The sequence below is a fragment of the Arthrobacter sp. H14 genome (genome assembly GCF_000520495.1).
Lineage (GTDB): Bacteria > Actinomycetota > Actinomycetes > Actinomycetales > Micrococcaceae > Arthrobacter_C.
In genome coordinates this window covers 33,878-37,519 of record NZ_KI914655.1, presented here as the reverse complement: position 1 = coordinate 37,519, position 3,642 = coordinate 33,878, and the positions used below count along the sequence as shown (strand labels likewise).

General features: G+C 65.2%; 3 protein-coding genes and 1 tRNA gene. All 4 read right to left on the bottom strand.

Annotated features, from left to right (window positions below; genetic code table 11):
* Nucleotides 1–38: 38 nt before the first annotated feature.
* Nucleotides 39–1,016 (bottom strand): threonine ammonia-lyase, encoded by a 978-nt coding sequence (locus Y707_RS0112000; protein ID WP_026535275.1) that lies wholly within the window; start codon nt 1,014–1,016, stop codon nt 39–41.
* A gap of 77 nt (nt 1,017–1,093) precedes the next feature.
* Nucleotides 1,094–1,167: transfer RNA gene (locus Y707_RS0111995), tRNA-Pro, on the bottom strand.
* A 140-nt stretch (nt 1,168–1,307) separates the two neighbouring features.
* Nucleotides 1,308–2,864 carry a ribosome biogenesis GTPase Der gene (gene der / locus Y707_RS0111990; RefSeq protein ID WP_026535274.1) on the bottom strand — a complete coding sequence of 519 codons (1,557 nt, stop codon included), beginning with the start codon at nt 2,862–2,864 and terminating at the stop codon, nt 1,308–1,310.
* 160 nt (nt 2,865–3,024) lie between these two features.
* On the bottom strand, nt 3,025–3,642 hold a 618-nt coding region (locus Y707_RS0111985), incomplete at its 5' end, for a (d)CMP kinase (protein ID WP_026535273.1).

Genomic DNA, 3,642 nt, shown 5'->3' with positions numbered 1-3,642 from the left:
CCAGCCGAAGCCACTCGTCCCCTACGTCCCGGGGCCAGCTAGGAGTTAAGCACCGAGGCCAGCAAGGCCGGCTCGACCGATCCGCCGGAGACAACCGCCGCAACCGTTCCCTCCGCCGGAACCAGGTCATGCATCCACGCCGCCACCGCGACCGCGCCTGAGGGTTCGGCAACCAACCGCCCCGCGACGGCGAGGTGCCGCATCGCCGCATAAATTTGCAGCTCAGAGACCGTGACGAAATCGTCGACATAGCGTTGGATGTGCTCCCACGGATGCGCTCCGATCTCCGTGACCCGCAGTCCGTCCGCGATGGTGCGGGAGGTTTGTTCCGGCGTCCAGCTGATTCGCCGGCCTGCGCGCCAGCTGTCGGTAGCGTCAGCCGCCAGTTCCGGCTCCACGCCAATGACGCGGGTGTGCGGGCTTAGTGCCTTCACAGCAGCCGCTACGCCGGAGATCAACCCGCCGCCGGAGACCGGGACGAGCACGACGTCGACATTCGGAAGCTGCTCAATCAGCTCCAGGCCGACGGTTCCCTGCCCCGCGATGACACGGACATCGTCGTAAGGCGGCACGTGCACATATTCTGCTTCGCCCGCCAACTGCAGTGCACGACTGTCCCTCTCGGCTACCGGCACCAGTTCGACCTGCGCACCGAGAGCACGCACCGCCGCTACCTTCGTCGGCGGTGTGTTCTCCGGCATCACAATCACCGCATGCAGGCCGAGCCGATGCGCGACGAAGGCGACAGCGCGGGCGTGGTTGCCGGAGGACTGTGCGAGAACGCCATGCTCGCGCGCTTGCGGCAGGGCCTGGGAAATTGCGTTGTACGCCCCGCGCAGCTTGAAAGCAGCGGTCGGCTGAAGCGACTCAGCCTTGCAGTGCAGCACTTCATCGGATCGGACCGGGTGCGGCAGCTCGATGACCGGAGTGCGCAGTACCAGATCATCGATGCGTTGGGCGGCTTCGGTGATCTCACTCAGGCCGACAATCTGTTCATCGGCGATGCTGCTGCGCATAATTCCTCCGGCGGTTCCGTGTCAGGAAACAAAAGAAGGCCTGATGAAAGTTTCCCTCTCACCAGGCCCATAATCTGTCGGGTTGACAGGATTTGAACCTGCGACCCCCTCACCCCCAGTGAGGTGCGCTACCAAGCTGCGCCACAACCCGATCGGTGGCTTCCGTACCGGCCGAACCACCTCAAAGATCTTATCGCATCCACGCGATGGGAACGAACTGGGTCTCGGCAGGGTCTCGGCAGGCTAGACCACCGGGTTGGATCTCCACGCGACGCGGAGCGCCTTGGTCAATCAGCGCTTCCGCGAGCGCTTTTCCCGGACGCGCATGCTGACCTCAATCGGCGTGCCCTCAAAGTCGAAGGTCTCGCGAAGCCGTCGAGTGATGAAGCGGCGGTAGCCAGGGTCGAGGAATCCGGTGGTGAACAGCACGAACTTCGGCGGCCGGCTCGAGGCCTGGGTGCCGAACAGGATGCGGGGCTGCTTGCCGCCGCGGACGGGGTGCGGGTGCGCCGCGACGAGCTCGCCCAGGAACGCGTTCAGCCGACCGGTCGGGATGCGGCTGTCCCACGATTCGAGCGAACGCTCGAGTGCGGGCACAAGCCGGTCCTTGTGCCAGCCTGTCTTCGCCGAGATGTTGACCCGCGGGGCCCAGTCGACGTGCGCGAGATCCTGCTCGATCTCCCGCTCCAGGTACTTGCGCCGTTCGTCTTCGAGCAGATCCCACTTGTTGAACGCCAGCACGAGGGCACGGCCGGAGCCAATGGCCAGCTGCAGGATCCGTACGTCCTGCTCGCTCAATACCTCGTCGACGGCCAGGAGCACGACGGCGACTTCCGCCTTCTCCAGCGCCGTCTGGGTACGCAGTGAGGCGTAGAAATCCGCCCCGTGCGCCATATGCACCCGGCGGCGGATACCAGCGGTGTCAACGAACCGCCAGGTCCTGCCTCCGAGTTCGATCATCTCGTCGACCGGGTCACGGGTGGTGCCGGCGGTGGGGTCAACCACCACGCGTTCGGTGCCGGCGAGCTTGTTCAGCAGCGAGGACTTGCCCACATTCGGCCGCCCAATCAGGGCCACCCGGCGCGGGCCTCCGGTGCGCTGGATCCCCTCAACAGCGGAAAATTCGGGCAACACCTCAAGAACGGCGTCGAGCATGTCCGCGGATCCACGGCCGTGCAGCGCGGAGACGGGATACGGTTCGCCGAGCCCCAGCGCCCACAGCGCCGATGCGTCGGACTCCACCTGGATGTCGTCGACCTTATTGGCTGCCAGAATGACAGGCTTCTTGATCCGTCGCAGCATCCGGACAATCGCCTCGTCCATGGCCGTAGCACCGACAGTGGCGTCAACGACCAGCAGGACGGCGTCGGCCATTTCGACCGCCACTTCCGCCTGTTCGGCGACCTGGATCTGAAGGCCCTTGGCGTCGTGCTCCCAGCCGCCGGTATCGATCAGGGTGAAGTTGCGCCCGTTCCAGTGCGCCGGATACGAGACACGGTCCCGGGTTACACCGGGGGTATCTTCGACGACGGCTTCCCGGCGGCCGAGGATTCGGTTCACCAGGGTGGATTTGCCGACATTCGGCCGTCCCACAATGGCGAGCACCGGCTCCATCCGGTGGGCGGCGGCGTCGTCGACGTCTCCCCCTGCCCCGGCCAGCAGGGCGGCGTCTTCTTCATCAAGTTCGTAGTCCGCCAGACCGGCTCGAAGCGATTCGGCACGCTGGTCCGCCTCGGCGTCGTCGATTGACGCGTAGCGCTCGTTGACCTGGTCCGCTTCGGCGGGCACGTACTCCTCATCGGAGAACCCGTCGTTCGCGCTCTCGTCCTGAGACGGTCTATCGCTCATGATCACTGTCCTTCTTGGGAGTTACGTTTGTTGGCATGCTTCATCGTCCGGCAGCTTGTGCAGCACAGGATCGATGGCGGTTCTTATGTGGCTGGCGCAGCAGAGAAAAGTGTTTTGCCGCTGAATCCATTGAAACACGTTCGGATACCCTGCTCCGACCTCAGTCCGCCACAGCGTGAACGGCGTCGAGCACGGCCTGCACAGTTTCTTCGAAGTCGAGGTCCGACGAATCCACTGTGATGACGCCGTCGGCGGCTTGGTGGAAGTTCACCACCGTGGAATCCTTCTGGTCCCGCTCCAGGACCTGGGTAGTCAACTGGCCGGCGTCCTGGGTGCCGCCGAGCTGCAGCCCGCGCCGCGCCATCCGTGCCTCTTCGCTCGCTGTCAGCAGCAGCCGGACCTCGGCTTCGGGCGCGACCACCGTGGTGATGTCCCGGCCTTCGACGACTATCCGGCGTCCGGCGTCGGCGATCATTTGCTTTTGCAGCCTGATCAGTTCTGCCCGGGCGCCCAGTTTGGTGGCCACCGCGCTGACCGCCGTCGAAACTTCCGGCTCGCGGATGGCGGCAGTGACGTCGACGTCGCCCACCTTGACGAGTTCGGCGTCGGGATCGGTGCTGATGTCCAGGTCAATGGTGCGGGTGGCGCGTTCGACGGCGACGGCGTCATCCAGGTCGAGGCCGAGGTCAACGCAGTGCCAGGTGACCGCCCGGTACATCGCTCCGGTGTCCAGGTACGTCAGACCGAGCCGGCGGGCGGCTTCCTTGCTGACGCTGGA